This window comes from Tenacibaculum profundi, from assembly GCF_052050075.1.
GTDB lineage: Bacteria > Bacteroidota > Bacteroidia > Flavobacteriales > Flavobacteriaceae > Polaribacter.
Window position 1 is genome coordinate 976,164 of sequence record NZ_CP197225.1, and the last position, 23,880, is coordinate 1,000,043.

Sequence of the window (23,880 nt, forward strand, 5' to 3'; positions counted from 1 at the left end):
TGACAAAGTCTTTAACACAGATCTAAAAATTATTTGTTCAACAAAATTAAGCTTAAAGAAACTCAATAAAATTATTATTCTTCTCTACAATCGTATCAGACAATTCAATTATGCATATCTAACTTTAAATTGATTTTTATTGTATAATGACACAACGGAAATTAGTGTAATTTACATAAAAAATAAAATGATTATTGGCTTATTCAACTCTAAAGCTTAAATTTTGAAGCTTCAAAATTATATAAAAAACTCAATACTAAACAAATAAAAAACTAAGTAAATTAACTAAACATTAAAATCATTGTGAAATCACTGTGCTATCTCATTAGAAACATTTATCTGTTAAATGTATAATAAAGTTGTTTTTTATTTTTCTTAACCTTCTTTGGGATCTTTTTTTACATAAACTACTTAGTATATATATTTAAATTTCAACAACATAAGCAGTTTTGTAATCAAAATATTTTAAAGCTACTTTTAATATTCTTAGTAATTAACAAGATTATACACGCCTAATTTCATCTTAACGAATTTTTATAATTCCTTCCCCTCTCCTCTAATACTAAACAAATACCAATAAAACGATTCAAAAAATAAATTATCAATACGAAAAAAATAAAATAATACAATTATCAACAATTTGTTTTTTTTATTACAACATAACATATAACTATGATTAAATCTATGAAAATATTTAAAATCTATATAATTTTGTGTCAAGGGAATTAAAAGGGATGATTGTTTCAAAACAATCAGGGAATAAAGACTGTCATTAAGATAGTCTTTTTTTCGTTATGGGTATATTCTTTCAAAAAACTAATTTCTTTTTTATCAAAAAAATTACTACATTTGCTAAGTACTAGTTAACCGTCTTAATGGATAATTAGAGTTTTATATTGATTTAAATACTCTGCGTATTAACCAAACTTATAACTACAAAAGAATAGATTAATGCGCAGTTTTTAAATTAATTTTCTTGCCTTTACTATATCAATTACTTATTTAGAATAAATTTTATAATTAGTTACACAACAATTAATTAGAAAAGAATAGAATAGGTTTATTGTTATTTATATTTAATATAATTGTATTCAAGTTTCTCAATAAAGCCATCTTCTTTTAAAATTAGTATTTATATAAAAATTAATCTAACCTTTATAAAAGCATTAAATAAGTCAACATAACACTATTTTGTATTTAAAATCATAATTAAATAATATCTATGGTTACGTTTTTTTATATTCTCAAATAAAAAGAACCGCTTAATTTGGGTTATTTCAAACTTAAAATAGTGTTATTTAATTTAATTTTACAACAAACAATTAATTCATTAACTATGTTCTACCAATTTCTTTTCTAATAGTTCATTGAAAATATTATTGCGTTCATAAACTGTTTCTGAAATTAAAATACGCTGATAATATTTTTTTTCTAATTGGTTAAAATTTATATTACTAGACTTTTTAAAAGAATCTAGTAATGAATATATTTTTTTAAGAATTTCTACTTTTTGTTTAGTTATATCAGCTTTAATGCCACCAATCTTATTAGGCATTCCTAATTTATGTCTTTTATCTTGACCTGTTAATGTTCTTTTAGAAATTCCTCCAAAAATTTTTTTATTGATCGTTGCAAATACCTTGTGCGACCCTCCAAAAATATTATCCATGTTAGGAGCACTGGCTTCAAATGAAATTAGAATTTGAGCTCTTAATCCATCCTTACTCGATGCAAATCGATGAAAAACATGTCCTGTTTGATATTTTTTCTGTTTATCACCTAGTGTATTACTTCTTCGGTCGGCAAAAGAAACTCCTTGATATCCAGTAACAACAGGTCTTCCCTTAATATCGAATAAACTTTGACCGATACCTCCAATAGGAATATCAATTCCTGTAGCATCTACTCCTCCTAAAGCTCTATCTAACTCTATAATTTCTCCTCCATCAAAAGATTCAGAATGCGTCCCTATTCGTTTATAAGCTCCCATATAAGTTGTAGGTAAATTACCCCCAAATGTATTTTCATAACTTCTTAGTGTATCTAAATCATCGGTTCCCATTAAAAAAGTATTAAATTCATTAGCTGACCCATCTTTTGAACGATAATTAAATCGTCCCCCTATGGAAGCCAAAGTAGCGAGATTTGCTGAAACACCTTCTTGTTTAAAATTTTCAATAGGTTGATAATTTTCTTTTTTCTTTATTTTATTAAACTGTTCCCCACCTTGAACTCCCAAAACAGCCATTGCTAAAAAGTGCTTCTTTAACATTGCTTGCTGCTCAAGAAGAACTCTTTCTTGGTCAAAATTATAATTTTCATCACCTGGATTTAAACCTTTAGAAAACAAAGTATTATACCAAATTGATGCATTTGCTATATTTTGATTTAACAAATTAGCTTGTTTAGTCATCATAAAAAATTTAGCTTTTTCTTTGGACCATTGCTCATTCATCGAGTAAATATTATTAATCATTAATCTTACTATTTTGAAATTCCTTCTCTAAAAAGTTTTTTTAGAAATAACTTGCCTTTTTTTAAACAATCAATATTATTCAATTAGTAAAAAAATTTTAAAGAGGAATTGATGATTAACGAGGTTCCTTTAGCTTTTATTGCTAATAAATATTTACTTTATTATTTTTTTATGATTTAAAATTAATCACTACTTTTCCTTTAGTATGTCCTTTTTTAACATAAAGAAGTGCTTTTAAACTATCTTTTAATTCAAATACCCTATCGATTATTACTTTTATTTTTTCTGATTCAACTAAATCTTTAATTTCATTTAGTTCCGCCACTTTAGCTCTCATAAGCACTAAGCTGTAATAAGCTGATTTAATTTTAATTTGTTTAGTTATCTTTCTTCTTTTCCATGCTAAATATAATCGAATCAACATACCAAGTTTCATGTTTTTTGCTGTTTCTTTATCAACAGGACCAACAAGTGTTATTACTTTGCCTCCCACTTTGACCACATCAAAGGCTTCTTCTGTATATCTATTTCCAAGTGTATCTAAAACTACGTCAACGTCTTTCACTTTTTCTCTATAATTCTCTTTACGATAATCAATAACTATATCCGCTCCTAGTTCTTTTACCCATTTTATATTTTTTGTACTTGTAGTTGTATATACATAAGCTCCAAGCAATTTGGCATACTGAATTGCAAAAGATCCTACTCCTCCAGAACCAGCATGAATTAAAATCTTTTCTCCCTTTTTTAACTTTCCTTTTTTCAAAGACTGTATGGCTGTTAAACCAACCAAAGGTAAGCTCGCAGCTTCTTCAAATGTTATATTTTTAGGTTTCAACCCTACAATAGACTGTTTTACAGCAACAAATTCTGAAAAAGTCCCTTGTTTAATTACTTTTGAGTATACCTCGTCACCTACTTTAAAATCAATAACATTTTTTCCTTTCTCTATAATAACACCACTAACGTCATATCCTAAAGTTGAAGGTAATTTAAGCTTAATTAGGTCTTTCATAGTACCTTCCAAGACCTTTAAATCTAATGGATTTACACTTGAAGCATAAACTTCAATTAATACTTCATCTTCTTTAATAATAGGCTTATCTACTTCGTTAATAACAACACTTTTTGTTACTTCTCCATAAGTTTTAAATTGCACTGCTTTCATTATTAATTAATTTTATTTAATCCTTTCCAGGTTAACATTGCTAAAATTGCTCCTAATGTTGGTGCTGTAATATAAATCCAAATAGCACTCATATTTCCAGAAAAAAAGGCTGGCGCTAAACTTCTCGCTGGATTAAATGCCCCTCCTGAAATTGGCCCTGCCATTAGGATTATACCCGTAACTACTAAACCTATTATAAGCCCTGCAACACTAGAATATTCTTTTTTCGATGTTACTCCTAATATTGTTAACATCAAGAAAAATGTTAAAATAAACTCTAAAACAAATGATAAAAGTAAATCCCCTGATGGAATTGTAGCTCCTAATGTTGTATTCTTAGAGAATATACATGTTAACACACCGCTAGCTAAAAAGGCTCCTGTTAACTGGGCAATAATATAAAATAATGCTTTCTTTTTTGAAATTAATTTTCCTACGGCCAAAGCTATCGTTACAGAGGGATTTATATGTGCTCCCGAAAAACTTCCAAAAATATAAATCATAGCACAAACAATTAATCCAAAAGCTGAGGCAATCCCAAACAAACCTAAATTAGCTCCGTATTGCTCATTAACAATTATTGTTCCTGTACCACAAAAAACAAGCGCGAATGTTCCTATACATTCTGAAATATATTTATTCATTTTAATTTTCAATTTTTATATTACTACTACCACAATTAATCCTGTTCCTGCACTAGATGGTAAACTATTTCCAAATCTTAAATCTAGAGGTAAACCAATGACAATATCAAAACCGTTTCCTTTAAAAATATTTCTTAATAAAGAAAAACTTGCCCCATAACGTCCATTAATTTCAAATGCAGCTCTTATACCATAAGTAAAATACTCTGTATGAAATAAAATTCCAGGTAAGATTGCTAAATTGGTTAGTGAAGAGCCTTCTTTTTTGAAAGTAATGATAGGATCTAATTCAACTGAATAAGAAAATTTTTTAGACTTGTTTAAGTTAAGTCCAAAAGGAAACGCTAATGTAGTTGATTTATCAAAATTTGATAACAAACCATCGTTTGATAAGGATAGAATAGGAATTGCAGTACCTATAAAACCATTAATATTTGGATATTTTTTCTGATTTTTATCTTGAGAAAACAATGAAAACGTTATACTCAATGAAAATAATGTAATAAATATTGACTTCATTTTAATTACAAGAGAATAAAAGGTAACCTGAATTACCTTTTATTTTTTATCTTTTATTTTATTTTATTTTTTATCTTTTATTTTATTAAATCTTTGAAGCACCTGCTTCCGCAACAATATGATCATTTTCTACTGTACTTCCACTAACTCCAATGGCTCCAATTACCTCCCCTGACTCATTTTTTATCGGTAAACCTCCTGGGAATGTAATCAACCCATTGTTTGAATGCTCTATATTGAATAAAGGTCTACCTGGCTGAGATAACTCTCCTATTGTGCCTGTACTCATATCAAAAAACCGAGCTGTTTTAGCCTTTTTTATAGAAATATCTAGAGAACCTAACCAAGCTCCATCCATACGGCTAAAAGCTACAAGGTTTGCTCCAGAATCAACAATTGCTATATTCATTTTAGTGTTAATTTCTAGAGACTTTTCTTTTGCTGCTAAAATAATCTTCTCTGCATCTGCTAACGTAATATTCATAATTTCTGTTTTAAAATTGTTTTTTATTCACTACAAAAGTAAAACAGAGAAGCTCTTTTACAATTACTAAAACAGTTCAACAGCTTATGAAAAAAGGTCAAATAAAATAAGTCAAAAGACAGTGAATTTGACACTTAAATGAATTTTCTAATTATTAACTAGCTATTTTCATTTTTATTAATTATATTACATCGTGTATGTTTGTAGTCACTGCGTATTAACCAAATTTCTAACTACACTATGAAGTGAATTAATGCGCAGTTTTTGTCTCGCTACTTCTTAAATTAAAATGTCTAAATAAATTTCAAATTTACACTATCACTAAATTTAATATTCTATTATCAGTAAAAAAATAAAAGTCACTTTTGTATCGTGACTTCTAAAAATGATTTTTAATTTGAAATAATAGAATGAGTGCTCTTTTTGGCTTTCCAATTCAGAAAAAAGAAAATTTAACCACAGTAATACTTCAGTTTTAATCTATATCTTTATAAAAACATATCTGGTTTTACAATAATCTTGAATATTAAAATACTGAAATTATTTTATTTTTTTGTTCAAAACATTCTACATCAATTATTTTATTTACTTTTTTGGAACACTTACAAAAGTTTTTTTTATATTTTTTTCGTTAAGTTGCTCTGCCTTTTTTCCTTGAAGTTTTCGAGTCCAAAATTTACTTGAATCAATATTCTTTTCAACACCTACTCCATTTTTATATGCGTAACTGATGATTGCTTTTGCTTGAGGAACCTCATGCTCTGCTAAAACTTTCCATGTCTTGAATGTTGAAACAGAATCTCTTTGCACCCCTTCTAAATACATGCTTTTTAATTCAGTTAACTTTTCAGGAGCAAAATCATTACTAGATGCCATTTTAGGCGCTGGACTTCCCAAAATAATTCCATCTTTGTTTCTTTTATAATCGGGAAAAATTTGCATTCCTAAAAAACCCCAGGCTACTGAAGTTAACATTACAACAGAGCCTACCGTTTTCATCTGTGCTTTTACTCCCTTAACTTCGATTGAGCTTCCTTCTTCAGAAATACCTGCTCCGCTCATGTATAAATCTTTTCCTATTTTTAAAGCAAAAAAACCAGCTATAATACACAATAAGGCACCTATTCCGTATTCAATTATTATTAAAGTGTCATTTCCCATAATTAAATTATTAAATTATAATATTATTTATTTAATTACCCATAACATTCAAATATAAATACTTTATATAAACTTACCTTCAAAATTTAACTTTAAACGAAAAAAAATAACTATAAAACTACATGGTTTATTTAAAGAAAAATAAACATTACCCTATAGGATAGTAATTTATATTTCGTTAATATTATAGGTACTGAGTAAGTTCTGAATGATTATTTATCAATCTAAAAAATTATACTTTTATTAGGTTAAGTTAGTTTTTGAAAATTTTATCTTAGACAAATTAAAATTATTCAAAATGCCAAAATTAATTTTAGTATTAATTCTATTCTTATTGGTTAGCTGTACTAAAGATGAAGATCTTTGTAATTGTACTAATGTTCATACCAATCCGGAAAACTTATCAATTACTGATATTCAAACAACGACTTATCCATGTAATGAAGATCCTCCTTGCAATCAATAAATAGAAATTTTAATTGCTCTTTATTACATTTAAAAATATATTATAAAAGTTATTTTATCTAAACCTTTTAAAATTAAGAAACACCTTATTTAATGAAGGTGTTTCTTAATAACTATATATTTTAATGTTACTTATAAACATCAAAGAGGTATGGGCATTAATTTTTGTTTGAAAATTATCAGTGATAATTTATTAAATAATATAACGAACTAAAGAGTTCTAATTTTACCATTACTTTATTTGATCAAGTACTGGAGAAAAAGTGGTGCCAGATAATTCATACTCGACGGACTCAGGCTTTTCTAACTGAATTGTTTTAACTGTAGACCATATTTCAGGCAAAGGAAGAGTCATAATTTCAATACTTATCTTTATGTCTGATGCAAATGCTGGAACTGAAATTTCTTTATTTGCTAGCACAGGAAAATTTCCAGAAATTCCCTTTTCTAAGACGCCATTTACATTCCAAGTAACAGTAAATCTTGACACATATGCTCCTTTATTATTTACCTTAATTGATGTTTCTACTGGTTTAGAAATTTTTGGTGAAAACGGAATAACCTCACTGATCCAACCAATAATTTTAAGTGTATCATCAATTGTTTCTGAAATTTGAAAAGGTCCAAGATATAAAGGCTTTCCTAATTCTTTATAACCGTTAATAATCTCTTGATCCTCCTCTGCCCATGTTGCATTTACATTAATTCTTTTGGCAATAATCATACTAGTAGGGATCAAGGGAAAGACCCCTTTGTTATCTTGTAGCTCACCAGAAGAGCAGTACCCTTTTGATTCGTTTGAAAGATACCATCCATCCAATTGAAAAAGTAGTGGATTATACCAAGGCCTATCTAGTTCAACTTGCATATATTTCATCTCCACAGAGTTGATTTTTGAATCAGGGTGCATTTTTTTTCTTTGACCACCCTCTAGTATAAAATCTAAATCATGGGTACCAGGAACTGATTGAAATATAGTATTTGCGATGCTACTGGATGGGTCAATTATTAAACTTTTAAAACGATTATCATTAGCTGAGTGCCAATCTTCTGGAATAGCATATACAGGCCTCCATTGCCCTGGTGTTCCATCTCTATCAGAAAAAGCTTTTAGATTATAGTCTTCGCGAGACTCACTAATAACAGACCTCGCAAAATCGTTATTAGAAATTATTGTCGCACTTTTTAAAATATGACCGTATAATTTTTCTGATGAAGAAGTACTTGCTGCATAAGATTTACCTATTCTAGGAACCGGGTCAACTAATTGACTAAAATTAAATAAAGCACCTATATCACCCAAAGGTTTCGTATTGCTTCTGGCATTTTTATACAAATTTGCGTCAATTGTAACAGGAACAGAATTCAATTGAACAATTTGTTTCTCTGTATCAGCGTTCACTTTTAAGTCACTTCTGGAACCTATACTACTCCTTGATTTCAAATCACTTTTACCCAAAGCACTCGCAAAAGCCTCATGTATATTCATAATTTATTGTTTTGTAAAGTCATAAAAAATACTGTAGAAAATGTTTTTCTACAGTATTTAAATTTTACGTTTAACTAGCCTTCTTGCGGTGAAGCAGGAATAACCCTACTAACCCATCCAATAATCTGTAAACCAGGCACTCGTATTTCACCGTTTTGATAATCTGATGAAAAATTATCTTCTGTTGAACCAAATCCATAATTTCCTCCAACTGAAAAAGGTCCATATCCAACTGAAACACTTCCATTTACAGACTGTGAAATATGCTCTTCTTCCTCGTGTGAAAAATCTGCTTTTATAGAGATATCCTTGGCAACTATAAAGGATACTGGGTACATCGGTAAATAATTCCCTTTATTACTTGAATCAATTTGTCCATTAGAAATACCATGCTTTTCAACTAATTTCGTAGACCAGCTTCCAAGTCTAAACAATGACTCAGAGAACCATGGCCTTTTGATATCTACTTTAGCAAACTTAGCTGTAATCTCTAAACTGTCCTTATCTGTTGAACTATTTGAATTCTTAAACTCTCCTCCTACGCCTGTTTTTACATTCCACAATCCATAATTTACATTGACATCAAGACCAAATTTATGTTCTGTAGATTTAGAACGTATATTCGTATTACCGCCACTCAACTTAAACTCTGTAAAATTTAGCGCTCCTTCTTCATTCCAATTTGAAGGCGAAGGATAACTCAACAACCATTTATTATCAAACCCTAAAGAAGAACTAAATTTACGATCCTCTTGAATAGACTCCTTAGCAACACTTATAGCGGCACGAATACCATCATTTATAGTTGTGTTTAGAATATCTAGGGCTTGTTTAACAAACTTTGCGTTCCCTGATGACAATTTTCTAAAAGCTTTTTTTATTTCATTTTCAAGCATTGGTGCTTTTGCTTGCCAATCTCGATCTGCTTTTGAGCTAACTTCTTGGTCTTTTGACTCTAAGTCATCTAAATATAGATTATAGGCTCCACGATACATAGATATTGCAGAAACGTACTCTTCCATATTAGCCTCATAATCAACATAATCCTTAGAATCACTTCTTGATGTTATTTCTTCATCTGTAAAAGGGTTTTTTTCTGTTTTCTCTGGTCGTAAATAATCGTATGCTTTGTTATACATAGCTACTTGTTTCTCATCTTGCTCCGTTGTCACATTTGCTGAATTCACAATATTTGAGTAATTTTCAGAAAGTCTATCTCCTGAATTTTGCCACTCCAATGATAAAGGTGAAACTACGTCAACCATACGAGAAAACTCTTCGGAAGCTTTTAAGTCTCCTGTTGGATTTGAAGGAGTTCTTGGATTTAAAAAAGATTTTGGATTAACCGCTGAGTTTTTTGAAAAATGAATAAAAGTTTCAGTTTCTGTAAAAGGGTTTTCTCCTCCTGCGGGTTGATAAGTAATAACATCAAATATCCTATCGTAAAGTGCTTTAAGTACTTCCTTTTCTTCATCTTGTGTCATAAATATTTAGTTTTGAATTAATCCTTACTCGTTTGGTTTTTCAGGAATACACCCTGTTATTATAGTAGTTTATCAGCTCTACCTTTATTTATACTTTACCAGAGTCTATTAAGTCAAATAAGCAAGTATTATTAATACTTAGAATTTGATAAAAAAAATTATCTGATAAAATTATTTTTATATGATCCTAAAAAGAATACTCTCATTCAAACTTTTTATAACAAAAGCCTAAGAGAATGAAAAGTATATCCTTTAGAGTAACAAAATTTTGAAACTCGGAATTAATCATTAAAAAACTGTAAATAATTATATATACCCGACAAAATGGAATATAAGTATTTTCGTAGAAGCCAAATGTAATGTTTTTTTATTAAGAAAACACGTTAGGTTCTTTTTTTACCATTATTTATTAATATTTAATCATTAGTAAAAACCAAACATTGATAAAAAGTTCAAGCAGTTCAACAACATACAATATTATGAATATTTTCGGTTCAACTTCCAAAATTTTTAATACAGAAATCTCTTAACTATTTGAGAAAAAACTAGTATTTTAAAGTTAAATAGTCTACAACAAAAAAACTCTAATACAAAGTATTATCTAACAAAAGTATTTTAATTTTATATGCTATTTTTCCTAAAATGATTTGTTAATAGGTCAGAATAATTTTTGATATTCGTGAAAAGTAGTTGCGCCTTTTGGAAACTAAAAAAAGTTTTAACACTAGTAGACAACTAAGAATAATAATTGAAAAACTCGTTCCTTTTAGAGCTATATTTATTTGAATAAGTAATTACACGAGTGTATTAAGAATCTTAATGCAAACCTTTAGAAAAGAAATAACATAAATATTTAGAAAGGATTTGGTCTTCGATAATAAAAATAGAAAAACATATTATCAAAAGAAGTTTAAACTTCACTTAAAACCTGCTAAAATTATGTATTACGCTTATAATTATCAGTATAAAATACACTTTATACTAACGAATATTCACACTAACATAGATTAAGTAATACGACGCTAAATTTCATTTTTTGACATTAATTCAAAACCATTCTTTTTTTTCTATCAAAACTTTAACTAGTAAAAACACCGATATAACATTCAGTATTTCCCCTAAGTTATTTTTAAATTATTTTTATTTAAATTTATACTTTATTTAGATTCTGCGTATTGACCAAACTTTCTACTATCTATAGCCCACAACTTCATGAAAGAAGTTAATGCGCAGTTTTAATAATAGCCTCCTCTTTATTAATAAATTAAATCCATTAAAAAACATTTATTGTAATATTTAATTGAATAATTTTTACAACATTTCTTCCTTTTAAACTTATTCAAAAACTAAAAAAGCATCTTTCTTTCGAGAAGATACTTTTCTATTTTAGTTTAACTTATTGCTCTAAATTTGTTTCTACTACTTTCTTAAATAACTTAATACTGATTTATAATATGAATCAGCCACTTTTTTCAAATACTTAGAGGTTCTTTTTTTATTTTTTCTGTCAGGATTATGTAAATTTAAAGATCTTGAAACCTTTTTATTATCTTGATAAAGCGGTTCTCCATAAAGTATAGGAGAATTTACCAATCGTGTCATGGCTAAATTTCTTGAAAAAACACCTTTTTCTTCAGTTACAACACAAAATTTACTTAAGTAATCAGCATCATTAGCAGTTGCTATTGGAATACACGACATCTTGCGAAAAAAAGTGATAAACTCTTTTGATAATTGAATTGATTTTTTAATGTTATCTGTTGCCAATAGTTTCAAAAAATTGAGTTGATCTATCGGTTTTTTTAACTCGTTTGTCAAAAAAGAACCAGGGACAAAAGTCATCATAAAATTTTTATTAGTACTCTTTTTCCAGTCTTTATTCTTTTCATCTACATTGTAGTGTATTGCAATTGTCAAATCTGGATCAAATTCATTAATCATTTCTGCTCTCTTACGCAATTCGAATTTAGCATATAAGTATTTAAAAATTTGCTGATCTGTAGCCTCATTTTTAAACCATTCTGCTTGATTATCGTTAAGCTCACCTAGCTCAAGTTGCTCTTTTAAAGTTAGTTCAAACTTTTCTTTTTTCCATTTATCAAAACCTAAATTCCAAATATCAGGCTTTTTGTCTGATCTTGTTAAAAAAACATCAAACCCTTCTTTCAATAATTTATCTTTAAGAATTAGTGCTGTCCTCAAAGCTAAATCAGACTCATAAAACTTTATTTTACCGTTATCAAATTCAATATACTTTTCTTCATATTTAGCCTCCATAAAATTGGTCGCTAAATGTCCGGGGCTAATTGCTATTTTAATTCGTTTTCTTGAAATACTTTTATTAATGTTATTTTTTCCTAAGGAAACATATTTCTTATTTCTTATGAATGCGTTATAGACCGAATCATAAGGTTGATTTTCAATATCTTTTTTTAAATTCTTTAAATCTTTCCAAGAAATAAAATAATCAAAATTATTTTCTTGTTTATTTACAGAATCTTTAAAAAAGAATACCCCTTCTACTTTAAATTCAAGCTGATGATAATGATCTAAAGAATCTTTTAAAAGATATTTCTTCGCTTTTTTTAAATAAAATTCCCTAGATAATATTTCATCACTTGTGTTTTGCGCGTAAGCTTGTATTCCTATCAAACAAAAAATAATAATTTGTTTAATCCAATTTAGGTGTGTATTCATAATTCTTAGTCCAATATAATTTTCTTTGTTAACGGACAAAAGTAAGTAAACACCTTTCTATTTTTACTAATAAAAATAGAATACTTTTAGTTTAACGAATAGTCTTATTTCGATGCATAAATATTCTTAAATATTAAAGGATGCTATTACAATAATACCTCTTTACAAGTAAGAAGATTTAGACATTTTTTATTATTCTGAGAATTTTCTCTGGATCTAATCTTTCTGTGTAATCTTCAGGTATAAAACTATATACAACTTCTTTTTGTTTATTTATTATATAAGTAGCTGGCATTGGTAATTCATAGTCTTTATTTCCATTATGCATATCAACATATATATCGAACGAATGGTATAATTTTCTTAAATCTTCGGGCATTTGAAAAACCAACCCTAATAATTTAGCATATTTATTATCTACATCGCTTAAAACAGTAAATGACAATTCATTTTTTTCTGTCGTCGTTAAAGAGTTATCTGGTTTTTCAGGAGAAATAGCAATCAACTCAGTATTGTGCTTTTTTAATTCAGGTAGTATACTTTGGAGAGCTTTTAATTCCATATTACAGTATGGGCACCACCCTCCCCTATAAAAAGAAATCACTAAATACTCATATTTGAAATCACTAATTTTAACACATTTATTATTTATGTTAACAAGATTAAAGTCTGGAAATAAATCCCCTTTTTTGACAGCATTTTCACTTAGTTTAGCTTCTTTCAAAGAATTGGTGCTTTTTTCCATAATCTCCCATTTTTCATTGGAAATATTTTGTATTGTAGCCTGTTTTTTTTGTGCTAGTTTATCTGATAATTTCATATTATGAATAAATTAAATTATGAATACAAATATGAAATACTATTCATTTATAAAAAATGAAATAAAAAATGAAAAGATGGAATATATTCTTTTTTTAAAACTATTTATTTTGTGCGTTTTCTATATTGAGTCGGTGTCAAATCTGTACTTTTTTTAAAATATTTAATAAAATAATAAGGATCATTAAACCCCAAATAATAAGCAATCATTTTACTTGAGTCGTCTGTATTTAACAGTTTATATTTTGCTTTTTCAATTACTTTTTCTGTAATAAAATGACAGGGGGTTTTATTTTCACTTTTTCTCACCTCTTTGATCAATACTTTTAATGGAATTCCTAATATTTTTGAATAAGCCCCTGCACATAAATTTTGCTGGATATGCTGATCTATTAATTCAGAAAACTGTACTACAATTGATTTTTTTTCATTTCTAGAAAAAAAATCATCAAACAATTCATTCCATAAAATGTGTAAAAAGCTTTTCTTAAGTTTTGTGTTGTCTGATATTTTTAAGATTGAATGAAATAATCTTCTCTTGTTTTCAATATTTTTAATTTTTATAAAATCATGAATATACTCTATCTTCTTTGCTTGCTCTTTTAAATCCGAAAAATCCATTAAAAAATCGCTATCTATTTTTAATATAAAACCATCTACAAAAGGAGAACTTGCTATAATTTCAAAGCCTCTATTAAAAAAAAAGAAACTATTTGAACACATAACTATATTTTCTTTATGATTCTTAATGGTTATACTTCCACTTAAAAGAACACAAACATTTAAAATATCAGGGGTAATAATTGTATTATTTATAATAGGAAAAATCATTTAAATAAATTATTTGGAGTAAAAAAGATTAAGTAGTTTAAAACAGAATAACTATTTATAGACAATTTAATTTCATAAAAACTAATTTTTAATACGCCTATAGAAATATTCTTTTTTAATAATTACTAACTGTCTATATATTTTAGTTGCGAAATATAATTGATAAATACAGATTCTTAGCTTTTTAATTTAAACTTGAAATAGTCATATTCTGTTCTAATTTTCATAACAACGATTATTTATCAAAATATTTATACTTAGATTAAACATAAATATACTGCTGGTAATAAATTTGATCATTAATATTAACTTTAAATTTATTTTTTTACTAATCTAAAACAAAATTGAATATAATTTAAAGTTCTTAATGTTAAAATATGAAACACTTAATTTTTTAATAATTAAATACTGTATTTTTTTTTAAAGAAAAGAATAGTTTTTACAATTGTTTTAAGGAAATAATCTTGCTTAAGATATTATTAAATTAGTCTACTTAGTTTGGCTTTAAATAATACAGTTTTGATACTGAAAATAGATTAATATTTTTTTCTTGCTATAAGTTTAGGAGATTATTTAAATATTAATTTTTAACTATTTTATTTATTTTTTATTTCATTTTTTATAGCTTTGAAAAAGCTAATAGCTTGTCTCAGGGGACTATGCAGACAAGTTAAAGTTGGTATAAATATCACTGCGTGTTAACCAAACTTCTAACTACATTTTGAACAAGTTTAATGCGCAGTTTTTATTTACTCGTTATTCTGATACCGTTTAATAGTCTAGGTAAACTTCCCTTTGCATCATAAAGCATTTTTCTCCCGTTAACTATTCTAGTTAAATAAAAAAAATATATTTTAATTTAAAATTGACTAAAATTAAACACTCAATACTCCCTATTCATGATGTTTTTTATACAATCCGATTTAGGGATATTACCTATTTCATACTTAAATAAATTTTAAGAATTTTGAATAACTTAGAGAACGAACTAAGTTTTTTCTTATTAAATGCATTTTTTCTCGCTCATATTTTGAGCGGGATTTTTTTGAATACATTTTTTAACTATTATAACTAATTTAAGACTGGTTTATTAGTAGTAAAGCATCTAGTTATTTGATTTTTTCACCTACCTACCAACTACACATAACCATCTATTATTAAACAAAATAACAAATTAAAGTTAACTTATATTACTCCAGATTCCCATGTTTTTTCGAAGCCCTGAAATCACTTTATTTAAAATCTCATTTCTTGATTTTGCTAAAGCTGGATCATCATTAATTGTTTCAATAGCCATATGTCTAGCTTTATGAAGTATTTGAGAATCTTTTACAACATCCGCTATTTTTAAATTAAGAACACCACTTTGTTGTGTTCCCATAATATTACCAGGTCCACGCAGCTTTAAATCTACCTCAGCTATTTTAAATCCGTCAGATGTATCCACCATTGTTTTTAGCCTAGTTTTACCATCAGAAGATAATTTGTAGCTTGATAATAAAATACAATAGCTTTGCTCGGCACCTCGTCCCACTCTACCTCGCAACTGATGTAACTGACTTAAACCAAAACGCTCAGAACTTTCTATTACCATTACAGAAGCATTAGGAACATTAACTCCTACCTCAATAACAGTAGTTGCCACCATAATTTGAGTTTCTCCGTTTACGAAACGTTCCATTTCAAAATCTTTATCAACCGCTTTCATTTGTCCATGAACGATACTTATCTGATAATCAGGACTAGGAAATTCTCTTGCTATACTTTCATAGCCATCCATTAAGTCTTTATAGTCCATTGCTTCTGATTCTTGAATTAATGGATATACTACATATACTTGTCTTCCCTTTTTTATTTCATCTTTTAAAAATTTAAATACGCCTAGTCTATGGCTATCATACCTATGAACTGTTTTTATTTCTTTTCTTCCTGGAGGCAATTCATCTATTACTGAAACATCCAAGTCACCGTACACAGACATTGCTAAAGTTCTTGGAATTGGAGTTGCTGTCATCACTAATATGTGTGGAGGTACCAATGCTTTTCCGTCATCTTGTCTACCTTTTTTCCACAAACGAGATCGTTGTTCTACGCCAAATCGATGCTGTTCATCAATAATAGCTATTCCTAAATTATTAAATCGTACTTTATCCTCTAAAATAGCATGAGTACCAATAAGAATATGCAAACTTCCTTCCTCTAAACCTTTATGAATTTCTCTTCTCTTTTTTGTTTTAGTTGATCCTGTTAATAAGTCAACTTTAATACTTGTATTTTCGAGAAGTGTTGCTATTCCATTATAATGTTGTATGGCTAAAATTTCAGTAGGAGCCATTATTGTTGCTTGATATCCGTTATCAATTGCCAGCAGCATTGTAAGTAAAGCGACAATAGTTTTTCCTGAACCTACGTCTCCCTGTAATAATCTATTCATATGTGTTCCAGAGCCAATATCTTTTCTAATTTCCTTTAATACTCTCTTCTGAGCATTGGTTAAACTAAATGGTAAATGATTCTCGTAAAAATCCTTAAACTCATTACCAACTTCACCAAAAACAAACCCTTTTAATTTTGATTTCCGAATAAGCTTTTTTTGAAGTAATTGCAATTGAATAAAAAATAATTCCTCAAACTTCAAACGATATTGAGCTTTAGCTAGTAATTCTTGACTTTTAGGAAAGTGAATATTGAGAAGAGATTCCTTTTTTGCAATTAACTGATGTTCCTCTATTAAGTATTGAGGTAAACTCTCTTCAATAGTATTAAAAAACTGCTGAAAAAGATTCATTATTATTCCTCTAACAACTTTATTCGTAATCCCTTTATTAGTTAACTTTTCAGTTGAAGGATATACCGGTTGCATAGCCATTTGCACCTTATTTTTATATGCCTGTACTGTTTCCATCTCTGGATGAGGCATGCTCGCTTTTCCATTATACCAATTTAACTTTCCATAAATAACATACGGAACATTTACTTTTAAATTATCTTGAATCCACTTGGCTCCTTTAAACCAAATTAGCTCTATTGTTCCTGTTGCATCTGAAAAAACAGCTACCAACCTACTTCCTCGTTTTTGCTTAACCGTTTTAATTCCTGTAATTTTCCCTACTACCTGAACTTCTGAAGTGTTCTGCTGCAATTGATTAATTGTATAAAACTGCGTTTTATCTACGTAACGAAATGGAAAAAAATGTAATAAATCTCTGCACGATTTTATGCCCAATTCCGAATATAGTAATTCAGCTCTGGCCACACTTACTCCCTTTATGTAGGTAACTGGACTATTTAAGTTCATTTTAAGTTATATTCTATACTACTGTTTGTTAATTTATGGACTTCTTATCTAGCAAACATCCTTTTCAAATATAAATGTTTGTTTCATTATAATTTAAATTAAGATAAATAATCAACTCATCTCGCTAAAAAAATATTGGTCTGGGTAGGAGGTTTAGCTTTTTTGAAGAATTCAAAGTTAAGAGTATTAAAAAAATCTTGTTTATTTAAATCTTCAACATAAAATTATTAAAATTACTTATTAGTTAGTGATAAGTACTTTACTCTACTTTTTCTACTTCAATGAAGTCAGGTCCTCCATCAATTGGATATCCGTCAATCTTATACCCTACAACAGTTACATTTTGATTGATATAGTTATCTAAATTTACAGCATTGCTTCTTAAAGCATATCCGGATATAACATGCGTTCCATATTGATAAGTAGTTATAACCTGCTTTTGAATTATTCCTTTAATTTCAAAACTATCTGACTTACTGTTTTCTTTGTCGCATGAAACTGCAAAAAAACAAATAATTATAACAACAAATAGAGATTTGAATAATTTCATAGTTTTCTGTTTTTGCACCCCAATCATTATCATTGTACCTAATACTCTGTTTATGATTAGTCTTGCAGATTAAACAATAAAGTTAGTAAATAAATCATAGATCGGAAATATGGTCTAATTTCAGCAAATAAGAGTAGTTTTATTTGAAAGTTTATTTAGTAATTATGTAAAGAAAGAATATAAGAATTCTCAATAAAGCTTGAGCACGCCAGTGGATTATGTCTCAAAATGAATATGGTATTTATTGAAAGTAGACTTACAATTAGCCCCCTAACAAAAAATAAATTAGCAATCTTTTTAAAATTAAATATGGTTTTTTATATCTTACATAGATTCAAGCATATCAAATTACGCTGTAATTGAATTATAAATTATTGCCAATTGTGTTATTGATAATTAACTTTGACTTCCTTTGATTCTTCATAAAACTGTAAAAAAATTCTAGTTCTTAGAAGTATTTTAGTTCCTAAAATATATGTTTTCTCCCATAAATTCAATTTTTGAATAATAGGTAAAACATCTTTTTCAAAATCTATTTTAAATTTTCTGCTTTTAATATTTTTATACTTAGCTAAATTAAAAATAGAATCAATCATCTATGTATCTTAAACCATCATGAGCTACTGAGAAGTTAAGATTGAAATTGGAACGCTACTGCTTTTGAATTGTAACTTTTTTTGTAGTACTGTGTAATATCAAAAGTACAGTATAGGTCAAAATTACATTTTCTTCAAAAACTATAATCAACTAATTTTAATTCAATTACTGGTTTCGGTATATCGCAAGAACAAACATTTACTTTAAAAAGTGAGTGCGTTAAAACCATAAAAATATGTTTTTTTTCATACTGCTAGCAATATTTTATTTATGGTATATTGCAAATTTTCATCAGATGTAATTAAAGATTATTAGGTTGATTTTTAAAAATTCACTTTCCAAAGTAATTATTAATTACACTTGGTTTTAGACAACGGTTAAAATTATTAAACACAGCTCTTTTTTCTTTTTTATAAATACCATTTCTACCCAAAAAACAAAAACGCACTTATAAAAAGACTATAAATATTTGAAAAATTGAATTATCGGTAAGCAGATTAATCGCATATTTTCCTTTTTTTTCACTTTGGGTCGGATCATAGATCCTTTAAAAGTAAGACATGATAAACGGCTAAAATCAACTATCTTTGCAAATTAAATTAACTCGATGAGATTACATAGAAACTTAGTTTTCGCGGTTATTGACAGTTTACGCGATATTTTTAATGAACATGTTTATGCTGATAAAGCGGTAGAGTTGGCTTTAAAAAGAGATAAACGATGGGGAGCTAGAGATAGAAAGTTTGTAGCAGAAACGATCTATGATATTGTTCGTTGGAAACGTTTATATGCTGAAATAGCTAATGTAAAAGAGCCGTTTTCTAGGCCTGATTTATGGCGTATGTTTGCTGTTTGGTGTGTGTTGCGAGGTATACAGTTGCCAGATTGGAATCAAATAGAACCTACCCCTAATAGAAGAATCAAAGGTCGATTTGATGAGCTATCTAAAATTAGGAAATATCGTGAATCAATTCCTGATTGGATTGACGAAATCGGATTACAGGAATTAGGAGAAGATGTTTGGACGAAAGAGATTTCCGCTCTAAACAAACAAGCAGAAGTTATTTTAAGAACCAATACTCTTAATATTACCAAAGATAAACTTCAAAAGGTTCTAGCAACTGAAAATATCAATGCCGTTTCTATTAAAGGGTATGATGATGCTTTAAAATTAAAAGAACGTGCCAATGTTTTTAAAACGGAGGCTTTCAAAAAAGGATATTTCGAAGTTCAAGATGCTTCGTCTCAGCTAGTAGCAACCTACCTAGATGTTCAACCAGGTATGAAAGTTATTGATACTTGTGCTGGTGCTGGTGGAAAAACATTACATCTAGCTTCTTTAATGCAAAACAAGGGGCAAATTATAGCTATGGATATTTATGAGAGTAAGCTGAAAAAACTAAAAGTGCGTGCAAGAAGAAACGGTGTACATAATATAGATACAAAAGTCATTGATTCAACTAAGGTAATTAAGAAACTTTATGGCAAGGCTGACAGGGTGTTAATTGATGCTCCATGTTCAGGATTAGGTGTTATCCGAAGAAATCCTGATAGTAAATGGAAACTTGAACCTTCTTTTTTAGATCGTATTAGAGGTATACAACAAGAGGTATTAGTTAGCTATTCAAAAATGGTAAAGCAAGGAGGTAAACTTGTATATGCTACATGCTCTGTATTACCATCAGAAAACCAGCAACAAATTGAATTATTTTTAGCTTCAGATGAAGGAAAAGACTTTTCTTTTATTAGTGATAAAAAGGTTTTATCACACTTATCTGGATATGATGGATTTTATATGGCTTTACTTGAAAAAAACTAATGTTATATAGTTCTGTTTTTTTAAAGACACATCGTTATACAGTACAGTCTTAACTTTAAAATATCAAAAAGGCTTAAAAGAGTATTACTTTTAAGCCTTTTTTATCAACTACTAAAAACTATATAATTACTAACCTTTCATGTTAAGTAATCAATTTGTAAACGATTTAATTCTAATCTTGTTACAGTTTTTAATTTGTTTTTCACATCTATAACAACTATTTAAGTTTTTTTTATTGCTTATGTTAAAATAAAAATATTCTATTTAACATATGCTAAATAGAATATTTTTATAATATAAACTCAGGTTATTATTTAGTTTTTACAAATTTACCTGTATATTTCTGTTTATTGTAGTAAACAACACACACGTATGGTCCCTTTTTTAAAGAGCTAACATTACAGTTTATATTGTTATTATCAGCTTCAAAATTGAATTCAACAGGATTTCCTGCAGGATCATAAATATAAACCTCAGCATCTTGAACTTCAAGTCTAGACCTAGTACTAACATTCAAAACATTTAATAACGTTAATTGATTGGTTACAGGATTCTCCAAAATTGTCAATTTCTTCCCTGACACTAAAGATGATGAACATTGCTCTACTTTTGTCCAAGCATGCTGCCAATGCATTCCAACTCCTGGTTCATAAGCCCATGCAGATGATGACGAACACCACCCTGCTATTTTACAGTTATACTTTGTTCCTTTATTCTGAACTTCTTCTTTATTTCTATAAGTAGTACCTGCTACGTATTTAGTAATTCCAATACAATCATTTACTGTTGAATTAGATTTTACTACTACTTTCACATTCTTAGAAACCGTTGAAGCTCCTTTATTATCAGTAGCTTTAACTGTTAAAGAATACTCCCCTTCTAAAACGTTTACAAGATCATATGTGTAAGGCTCAGAGGCATCTTCTCCCAATTTATTTGTCCCGTTAAAAAATTCTACATTTACAACATTCCCATCAGTATCTGAGGCACTAGCTTTTATAGATATTGTTACTCCTTTAATTAAGTCTGTTCCTGCAATTGGTGAGTCTATTTGTACTTTTGGAGGCTTGTTTGTAGTATTAGCTCCACCTCCATCACATGGTCCTATTTTTTCCCAAACTTGCCACTGTCCAGAATTATTCGCTGGATTTTGATTTCTTGACCACCATTTACTTCTATAATGGATGTTATTATGCTTGACATCTGATTTTGCGGAGTATGGAACTTGAGATGACCACTCTGGATATTGGCTACATGAATCTGTTATATCTTTAACAACCTCTACTTCAACTGTTTTTGATGTAGTTGTTGCCCCTTCATTATCGGTTGCTTTTACTGTTAAAGTATAGTTTCCTACATTCAAATCGCTAACTGTAAATTTGTAAGGTAATTGCGTTACTTCACCTAATTTCTTACCATCCCGAAAAAACTCTACTTTTTCAATACTTCCATCAACATCTGATGCTTTGGCTTCAATTACCATTGTTGATCCTTCAACAAATGAATCTCCGCCATTTGGAGTTATTATTGATACCTCAGGTGCTGTATTTTGCCCCTCATCTTTAACTGTTACTTTTACTACCTTAGAAACAGTTGATAATCCTTTATTATCTGTCGCCTTTGCTGTTAAATTATAGTTTCCTGACTTTGCATTTGAAATAGTATATGAATATGGCTTACTAGTGTCTTCGCCCAACTTATTTTGACCGTTAAAAAACTCTACCTTTGCTATGGTTCCATCTCTATCGGATGCATTTACTTTAATTTCAATTTTCTTACCTGTTTCAAAAGTTGTATTATTTATGGGCTCTGTAATATTTACAGTTGGAGCCATATTACCTCCTCCGTTACCGTTTGCAAAAACCTCGTTTATTTTATTAACTAATGGAGATTTTACATTGGACCATTTTTTCAGTTTACTTCCGTATGATGTAACAGAACCTCCAAATTCTAGATCTCCGTATACTGTCCAGACAATTGTTCCTCCTAATGAATTATCATTAATGAATTGAGCTTTAATACCGATTGATTCTTCATCATCATAACTTAAAAAGAAATTGCCTTTTACTAAATAAGGTACTTTTGCTTCATCATCCCACTTTCTTGTCCATCCACTATTGGGCGTTAACGCTTTTTGTTTGATAAAAAAGTAATTCGGAGTTCCATCATACACCTCTTTCTTCCAATTTGTATAATCTGCTGATGTTGATATAGGCCCGTCTGGTTGAACTGTTTCTGAGCGTTTTACTGTTTTAGAATTTAACATTGCAGTTCCTTCCGTCACCACTCCTCTTCCGTAGAAAGGAGCTCCAAAACAAATTTTACTATTTGGAACCCCTAACTCGTTTAACTTTTTTAAGGTTGATTGCCAATTAAAAAATGGAACTTCTGCATCGGTATAACTATAAACAGGTGCATTGTGACCCGCTTTATTTGACCATCCTCCATTAAAATCGTAAGTCATCATGTTGAAATAGTCCATTGATTTTGATAGGCGATTCCAATTGAACCCTTCTAACTTTCTTGGATCAGCTGACATTGCCGAAGTTATTAGTTTATCTGGACCTATTGCGCTTCTAATATCATCAACAAGATTAACAAAATTCTGAAAATCAGCTTCTGTACCAGTAAAATTCATTCCAGAATAAGGTCCTGGGTATTCCCAATCAAGATCGATACCGTCAAAACCAGTCGCTATTAATTTTTTACAATCTTCAATGAATTTTTCTTTTTTAACAGGATCAGCAGCCATTTCTGGAAAATGTTTACACATACTCCATCCACCTATTGAAGCCATTACTTTAACTCCATTTTTATGTGCTAATTCCAGTAAACCTGGTGCACCAGTTTCTTTATGAAGAGGCAAAGGTAAGTTTCCAGATAATCCCCAAGTAGGTTGTTTCCATGATCTCCCATTAACCTCTACTTCAAACCCCTGTGCTTCGGCTCTTTTTTTAGCATCTTCGTTTATGTATTGCAAGGGCTCAATTTCTCCAAATAAAATATGAAGATCCCAACTACTATAAATATCTGTAAAAAAGATATCATTTGGTTCTTGAGAAACTCCTTTTTTATGGATGTTTTTGTTTCTATGATCTCCACTATGTAAGGATCCATCTTTTGCTACTCCAAAAAAAGAATAATTTAAAATTGTGTATTTCGAATAATCAATATTCAAATGAGTAAGAGCACCAGCTCCAGGCACACCTGCTTTATTATTTTTCCAAGCATCCCAATTTGTAATGTAACCAATAATTTGTTTCTGATGGTTAGCTTTAGTAGCATTTCCACCAGTATTCACCTGCGCATATGAACAGGTTATTAAGAAAAGAAGTGCAAAAAACACTTTTTTTCGTGTTTGTGATAAGGGTTTCATAAT

General features: G+C 28.8%; 17 protein-coding genes. 2 read left to right on the plus strand and 15 right to left on the minus strand.

The genetic code is table 11. The annotated features are described in order from the left end of the window. Nucleotides 1-1,330: 1,330 nt before the first annotated feature. From ACSIGE_RS03945 to ACSIGE_RS03970, 6 genes are all read right to left on the minus strand, one after another. Nucleotides 1,331-2,476 carry a hypothetical protein gene (locus ACSIGE_RS03945; RefSeq protein ID WP_440881490.1) on the minus strand — a complete coding sequence of 382 codons (1,146 nt, stop codon included), beginning with the start codon at nt 2,474-2,476 and terminating at the stop codon, nt 1,331-1,333. A gap of 169 nt (nt 2,477-2,645) precedes the next feature. Continuing rightward, nucleotides 2,646-3,644 (minus strand): NADP-dependent oxidoreductase, encoded by a 999-nt coding sequence (locus ACSIGE_RS03950; protein WP_440881491.1) that lies wholly within the window; start codon nt 3,642-3,644, stop codon nt 2,646-2,648. Between the two features lie 2 nt (nt 3,645-3,646). Then, the gene (locus ACSIGE_RS03955) at nt 3,647-4,288 is read right to left on the minus strand and encodes an MIP/aquaporin family protein (protein WP_440881492.1); all 642 of its coding nucleotides are present in this window, start codon (nt 4,286-4,288) and stop codon (nt 3,647-3,649) included. Between the two features lie 15 nt (nt 4,289-4,303). After that, entirely contained in the window at nt 4,304-4,807 is a 504-nt protein-coding gene (locus tag ACSIGE_RS03960; RefSeq protein WP_440881493.1) for a hypothetical protein, read from the minus strand. Between the two features lie 85 nt (nt 4,808-4,892). Beyond that, nucleotides 4,893-5,291, minus strand: coding sequence for a GlcG/HbpS family heme-binding protein (locus ACSIGE_RS03965; RefSeq protein ID WP_440881494.1), 399 nt, complete (start codon nt 5,289-5,291; stop codon nt 4,893-4,895). Between the two features lie 585 nt (nt 5,292-5,876). Next, nucleotides 5,877-6,452 (minus strand): hypothetical protein, encoded by a 576-nt coding sequence (locus tag ACSIGE_RS03970; RefSeq protein WP_440881495.1) that lies wholly within the window; start codon nt 6,450-6,452, stop codon nt 5,877-5,879. Between the two features lie 298 nt (nt 6,453-6,750). On the opposite strand from ACSIGE_RS03970, the gene ACSIGE_RS03975 reads away from it, so the two are divergent. After that, complete coding sequence (locus ACSIGE_RS03975) at nt 6,751-6,918, plus strand: hypothetical protein (protein ID WP_440881496.1); 168 nt, start codon at nt 6,751-6,753, stop codon at nt 6,916-6,918. A gap of 231 nt (nt 6,919-7,149) precedes the next feature. Here ACSIGE_RS03975 and ACSIGE_RS03980 read toward each other — a convergent pair whose 3' ends face one another. The 8 genes from ACSIGE_RS03980 to ACSIGE_RS04015 all read right to left on the minus strand — a co-directional run bounded on the left by ACSIGE_RS03980 (nt 7,150) and on the right by ACSIGE_RS04015 (nt 18,681). After that, nucleotides 7,150-8,406 (minus strand): hypothetical protein, encoded by a 1,257-nt coding sequence (locus ACSIGE_RS03980; RefSeq protein ID WP_440881497.1) that lies wholly within the window; start codon nt 8,404-8,406, stop codon nt 7,150-7,152. Nucleotides 8,407-8,480: 74 nt separating this feature from the next. Further along, nucleotides 8,481-9,890, minus strand: coding sequence for a hypothetical protein (locus tag ACSIGE_RS03985; RefSeq protein WP_440881498.1), 1,410 nt, complete (start codon nt 9,888-9,890; stop codon nt 8,481-8,483). A 1,419-nt stretch (nt 9,891-11,309) separates the two neighbouring features. Next, nucleotides 11,310-12,587: an N-acetylmuramoyl-L-alanine amidase gene (locus ACSIGE_RS03990; RefSeq protein ID WP_440881499.1), complete on the minus strand. Its 1,278-nt coding sequence runs from the start codon at nt 12,585-12,587 to the stop codon at nt 11,310-11,312. 178 nt (nt 12,588-12,765) lie between these two features. Beyond that, complete coding sequence (locus ACSIGE_RS03995) at nt 12,766-13,407, minus strand: peroxiredoxin family protein (RefSeq protein ID WP_440881500.1); 642 nt, start codon at nt 13,405-13,407, stop codon at nt 12,766-12,768. 104 nt (nt 13,408-13,511) lie between these two features. After that, a complete protein-coding gene (locus tag ACSIGE_RS04000) occupies nt 13,512-14,237 on the minus strand; it encodes a helix-turn-helix domain-containing protein (protein WP_440881501.1) in 726 nt (241 codons plus the stop codon). 1,180 nt (nt 14,238-15,417) lie between these two features. Then, nucleotides 15,418-17,535, minus strand: coding sequence for an ATP-dependent DNA helicase RecG (gene recG / locus ACSIGE_RS04005; RefSeq protein ID WP_440881502.1), 2,118 nt, complete (start codon nt 17,533-17,535; stop codon nt 15,418-15,420). A 259-nt stretch (nt 17,536-17,794) separates the two neighbouring features. Beyond that, nucleotides 17,795-18,085, minus strand: a complete 291-nt coding sequence (locus ACSIGE_RS04010) for a hypothetical protein (RefSeq protein WP_440881503.1) — start codon at nt 18,083-18,085, stop codon at nt 17,795-17,797. A gap of 386 nt (nt 18,086-18,471) precedes the next feature. After that, on the minus strand, nt 18,472-18,681 hold the full coding sequence (locus ACSIGE_RS04015) for a hypothetical protein (protein WP_440881504.1): 210 nt from the start codon (nt 18,679-18,681) through the stop codon (nt 18,472-18,474). Nucleotides 18,682-19,289: 608 nt separating this feature from the next. On the opposite strand from ACSIGE_RS04015, the gene ACSIGE_RS04020 reads away from it, so the two are divergent. Then, on the plus strand, nt 19,290-20,501 hold the full coding sequence (locus ACSIGE_RS04020; protein WP_440881505.1) for an RsmB/NOP family class I SAM-dependent RNA methyltransferase: 1,212 nt from the start codon (nt 19,290-19,292) through the stop codon (nt 20,499-20,501). Between the two features lie 310 nt (nt 20,502-20,811). Here ACSIGE_RS04020 and ACSIGE_RS04025 read toward each other — a convergent pair whose 3' ends face one another. Then, on the minus strand, nt 20,812-23,877 hold the full coding sequence (locus ACSIGE_RS04025; RefSeq protein WP_440881506.1) for a glycosyl hydrolase family 18 protein: 3,066 nt from the start codon (nt 23,875-23,877) through the stop codon (nt 20,812-20,814). Between the last annotated feature and the right edge of the window lie 3 nt (nt 23,878-23,880).